7 protein-coding genes are annotated in these 5,068 nt (G+C 37.3%); 1 reads left to right on the plus strand and 6 read right to left on the minus strand.

Going from position 1 to position 5,068, the window contains the following annotated elements; translation table 11 throughout:
• The coding region (locus VXQ11_RS15505) for a MobA/MobL family protein (RefSeq protein WP_416706429.1) at positions 1-404 on the minus strand (404 nt) is incomplete at its 3' end.
• Positions 405-590: 186 nt separating this feature from the next.
• On the opposite strand from VXQ11_RS15505, the gene VXQ11_RS15510 reads away from it, so the two are divergent.
• The gene (locus VXQ11_RS15510) at positions 591-875 is read left to right on the plus strand and encodes a hypothetical protein (protein WP_004871868.1); all 285 of its coding nucleotides are present in this window, start codon (positions 591-593) and stop codon (positions 873-875) included.
• Here VXQ11_RS15510 and VXQ11_RS15515 read toward each other — a convergent pair.
• From VXQ11_RS15515 to VXQ11_RS15535, 5 genes are all read right to left on the minus strand, one after another.
• Positions 872-1,168 (minus strand): hypothetical protein, encoded by a 297-nt coding sequence (locus VXQ11_RS15515; RefSeq protein ID WP_416706430.1) that lies wholly within the window; start codon positions 1,166-1,168, stop codon positions 872-874. The two genes, VXQ11_RS15510 and VXQ11_RS15515, sit on opposite strands and share 4 nt — an antisense overlap.
• The gene (gene repM / locus VXQ11_RS15520; protein WP_026438545.1) at positions 1,165-2,097 is read right to left on the minus strand and encodes a replication initiation protein RepM; all 933 of its coding nucleotides are present in this window, start codon (positions 2,095-2,097) and stop codon (positions 1,165-1,167) included. The genes VXQ11_RS15515 and repM overlap by 4 nt, the downstream gene beginning before the upstream one ends.
• 595 nt (positions 2,098-2,692) lie before the next feature.
• On the minus strand, positions 2,693-3,703 hold the full coding sequence (trpS, locus tag VXQ11_RS15525; protein WP_171538791.1) for a tryptophan--tRNA ligase: 1,011 nt from the start codon (positions 3,701-3,703) through the stop codon (positions 2,693-2,695).
• 253 nt (positions 3,704-3,956) lie between these two features.
• On the minus strand, positions 3,957-4,427 hold the full coding sequence (locus VXQ11_RS15530) for a hypothetical protein (protein WP_171538792.1): 471 nt from the start codon (positions 4,425-4,427) through the stop codon (positions 3,957-3,959).
• A partial coding sequence (locus VXQ11_RS15535) for a MobA/MobL family protein (RefSeq protein ID WP_416706431.1) occupies positions 4,424-5,068 on the minus strand: 645 nt, incomplete at its 5' end. The genes VXQ11_RS15535 and VXQ11_RS15530, both read right to left, overlap by 4 nt.

The raw sequence follows: 5,068 nt of genomic DNA on the forward strand, positions 1-5,068 counted from the left end.
GCGTGATGGTTCTTATCGTTGCCGCCTTTGCTTGGTTCATGGATGGCTATATCAGCAACCACGCCATAACGATCAACTAAAGACCGAGCAAAATCTTTTGCCAAGTCCTTACGTTGATCAGGATCTAATTCATCAGGTAGAGCAATCACCCATTCTCTAGCGGTTCGACCATCTTTTCGGTTTTCTGCTTTTTCAGCCAAATTCCAAAGTTCATTTCGATCAATTTCAATATCGAGATTAGAAACAATTTCGGAATGAGCTACACCATCTTTTCTCGTAAAGTCGTGGGTCAATCCTGTACGTTCATCTTCTAGTTTTTCCCCTGCACGATAAGCAGCAGATGCAACCGCTGTTCTTCCCGAACTTCTGTTTACGGTCTTAGTTGAGCAATGATAAATTGCCATGCAGTTATCCTGATGTTGGTTTTGCTTTTGGGGTTAAGGGGGTTCCCCTTACGCAATGATGACTTGAACTTTGTTCAAGTCGTAAGTGCGCATTTCATGAAAAACACGATAGCATATTACCCGCTTGAATTTCAATTCATAGGGTCTTATGCTTGAGTAGTTTTCTATATTCCGAAATTAACCGTTATGACTAAATCTGCTGAAAATATCGAAAAGAAAATTGAAGCCCAGTTAGAGAAGCTGAAACAGTTAAAAGCACAGAAACAGGCTATTGAAGCAAGAGAACGTACCAAAAAGAAAGAACAGGAGCGCAAGGATGATACTCGACGTAAAATTTTGCTCGGTTCTTACTTGATTAAGAAAATGCAGGCAAATGAAGCCAATAAAGAAAAAATACTCGCTGAACTCAACGAATATTTAACAGAAAATAGAGATCGACAGCTTTTTGATTTGCCCGACATTGAAGCCTAATTTTTCTTAGCTGTTTGGTTGTTTTGTTCGGCTTGATACTCTGGAATGAGCGTATTTAAAACCTTTTGAATATTGTCCTTGTCCTCGATTTGTAAATTATCCCGATAGTAAATTAAGTTCTGTATTTTGCTTTCCATCTGCATTTTTTCGGTGGGTTCGGCATCTTTGGATAGTCGGGATAATAGGAAGATATAACAGCATATATTTTCCCTCGCAATTTCATAATTTACGATGTCGAGGTATTCAACGGTCACATGCTTTAGATCGGTTGATAGGTTATTTAATTTAATCATGGCTGAAATCCTGATTTTTCTAAAATTGGATAAAGCTCTCTGAATTTTTCAGGCTCTAACAGCATATCTGCTATACGGATAGCAAATTGTTGGTAGCTTTCTGTACCTTGTGAATATTTCCCCATTTCAGGCATTTCTGACATTTTTTTTGCAAATAAATGGCGTTGTGCATCGGTCATTTTGATAAAAAAGTCAGGTGTGTTTGGGTCACGCTTAGAATCTAATTTTTTCGGTTGTTGTTTCTGCTTAAACTTGAATGAAAACCCAGTAATTGTACGCCCTTTCTTGTGTTGCTCATAAGTGGCTTTTATGTCTGTATGTTCATTGATTTGAGTAATGGCAGTTTCTAATACACGGCTTTTAAAATGGTGCATACGTTGATATTCATCATCTTCAACACCTAAATTTTTACGTAATTGTTGTAGTTCAAAAACAGGTGTTTTACCAACTTCACGCCAAGCGATTAATAACTCATAAAGTCTAGTGGCATACTTACTGGTTAGGTGTGCAACTTGTTTGGCTTCATATTTTGTAAAGTGTTCTTCTAATCTAGTGATTAAAGGAACTACATCAGGTGCGAAAGTAATTTCTAGTAATGCCAAATCATCTACATAAAAAATACGGCTTACCCAGCGAGAGCGAACGATACCTACCTTCCCTGTTTTTTTATATTCGGCTGTATAGCTAAACTGCCTGTTAAATAGATTATTTACGGCATCTTTCAGGGCTTTGTAGGATGCATCAGGTGATACATTAAATAGTTTTGCATAGTCACTAGCATGTATTTCTAGTTTGCTATCTGCCGTAATACCCCGCCCTAATTCCCTTGCATTAATGATTGCAAGCATGACTAAACGCTGTTCCGTTAGTTCTAAATTATAACTGGCGTTTATTAATGCATTATCTTTCACAACTAAACCATTCTTCATATTAAATACACGTTATTATTAATGTGTATTTACACACTATATATTTTATGTGTGTAAATCAAGAGAATTTGTGTGCTTATACAAGAGAATTTGTGTGCTTATACAAGAGAATTTGTGTGCTTATACAAGAGAATTTGTGTGCTTATATAAGCTGTAGTCCTCTCATATCAATGTTTTCAGCTTATCTAAAAGCATTTAAAAGCTTTAAAAATAATTAAAAGCCTTTCGAGAGGGGAGTGCAAACTGCCCTAGGTACTCGCTAAAGCTCGTACTCTATTGAAGCTCGTTCCTCGCTTCGTGGGGCAGTTTTTGGTTAATCTTATTTGTGAAATCTAAAAGAAAAAGCATTGATAATGTATTCGCTTCGCTCATACTTTTTGAAAAGCAAAAGCTCCAAAGTTCGCACCCATTCGGGATGCTCTGTACCTACCGTTTAAAATCGAAAGGGAGCTTGTAATCAGAGAAAAGGCGAGGGCGAAATTTTGATGATGCTCAATCGCTCGTAGACACTCGCTCGGTTTCTAAATTGTGTAATATCTTAAATCGTGAAAAAGCCTAGTTAGTAAACTAGGCTTTTAAAATTCTATATCTCAGTTTAAAAATGGAATACACCCAAACCACTTTTAACTTCATCTAATGTTTGTTGAGTAATATCTTGGCATTTTAGTGTGCCAGCTTTCAAAATATCCATGATGTAATCAGGATCTTTAGCAAATTCAATACGACGTTCACGAATAGGAGTGATAAGTTCTTTTAATACGCCTTCTAAACGTTTTTTAACAACACCATCACCTAAACCACCACGACGATAATGTGCTTTAAGTTCTTCAACTTCTTCTTTGTTAGGGTCAAAAGCATCTAAGTAAGTAAATACTATATTACCTTCAACTTGCCCTGGATCTTCTATACATAAATGATTAGGGTCTGTATACATAGAATTAACAGCTTTTTTTATGTCATTATCTGAAGCATCTAACACAATAGTATTACCTAGAGATTTTGACATTTTAGCTTTACCATCAAAGCCGGGTAAGCGACCTACATTAGACAATAAGGCTTTACATTCAGGCAGTAAGTCATGGCCAATTTGACGATTTAAACGACGTATTATTTCATTGGTCTGTTCAATCATTGGAATTTGGTCTTCACCGACAGGAACTACAGTTGCTTTAAAAGCTGTTATATCTGCAGTTTGTGCCACTGGATAGCATAAAAAACCAGCGGGGATATCACGTTCAAAACCACGCATTTGAATTTCTGATTTAATAGTTGGGTTTCGCTCAAGACGTGACACTGTGACAAAATTTAAATACAACATAGTTAGTTCATTTAATGCCGGTAGTCCCGATTGGATACAAATAGTGGTCTTTGTCGGGTCGATACCAACAGCAAGATAATCAGTAGCAACTTCAATAATGTTTCTACGTACCTTTTCGAAATTATCAGCATTATCGGTAAATGCTTGAGCATCTGCTAATAATAGATGTTGATGATGAGAATCTTGTAAACCTACACGTGAACGTAAAGATCCAATGAAATGACCTAGATGAAGTTGTCCTGTGGGACGGTCGCCAGTTAAAATTGTTGGGCGATCTGTGGTGTTCATAAAATATTATCCAGTAGCTTTGAAGAAAAATCACGTAATGGTGACTACCGGACATTGTATTTCATAATATTTTTTAATGTCAGACAGTATATCTAAGTAATTGAATTTTTTAACAATCAAAAAAATATTTCGCTACGTTCGGTAACTCGATGCTTTGAGATTTAGCTTTAGCCAAATTTCAAAGTCGAGTCACTTTGCGACATTAGATATTTGGTAAATAAAGAAAGGAACAGAGCAAAGTACAAAGCCTGAATTATTTAGGGTCAATTACACAATAATCGGCATTTTTCCCATATCCACACTGTTTTTTTATAACTCTGACGCATGTTTTCCCATCACATTTTGATAGGTCTAAGCTGTATTCTTTTAGGTTGTTTACTTCCGATCTGCGCTGCTGGATTTCATCCATACTTGGTACAAATAAAAATAACGCCAAGAACAGCACCATTACCAACGCTATAAAGGCACTGGCAAATATGGCAATGAATTGATAGTTAAGACGGCTCGTTGCCTTATCTAATTCTTGAATACGGCTCTTTAATGCCCCTATAGCTTGCTTATTTGTGTATTGTAGCGATTTTTCAGCCTTATCGAGCACCCCTATGGCTACATGGCTGTAAAACGTCTCTAATCGCTTCTTATCGTCTGCTATGGCTTCTCTGTATTCCTTCATAGATGCCAATAAAATGTATAACTGGTCGTCTAAATCATTTTGGTTGCTCATCGGGACATTCCGCCTTTATCTAGTTTCTGAGATGCCTTGCGGAGTGCTTGCTCGGCTCGTTGTTTGTCTAACTCTTGCTGTTGTTTCATTTGTGCTTGGCGATCTTGTTCTAGACGTTTGGCTTCTTGGTTATTTTTCCACTGATCAAAACCTTTTTCGACACGATTTAGACCCTGTTGTAAAACATTTTCCGTCTTTGATTTTTCTTGATTAAGTTGTTGGCTATTCTGTTGCTTCACACTGTCATTGAAACGGCTGATTTCAGTGTCTATGCCTTGTCTACGCAATTGAGTGACTTTGGTGCCTTCATGAATCGTGGCTTGTAGTCCGTTACCTTGATCAACATAGCTACGATGGTCGATCTTTTCCTTACAACCAGCTTTTTCTAATGCAAGATTTGCAAGGTTCGCCCATTTCTCTCGTATCTCTTTAATTTCTTCTTGGGTCGTACCCATATCAAGACTTTTACGCTTGGCGTTGCTTAACTCAATATCGGTTTTAGTCGTCAGAGTTAATTTACTATCTTTGTCTAATTCAGCTTTTCGAGTTGTAAGCATGATATGGGCGTGATGGTTCTTATCGTTGCCGCCTTTGCTTGGTTCATGGATGGCTATATCAGCAACCACGCCATAACGATCAAC

Source organism: Acinetobacter sp. 197 (assembly GCF_048148385.1).
In the GTDB taxonomy this organism is placed as follows: Bacteria; Pseudomonadota; Gammaproteobacteria; order Pseudomonadales; family Moraxellaceae; genus Acinetobacter; species Acinetobacter pecorum.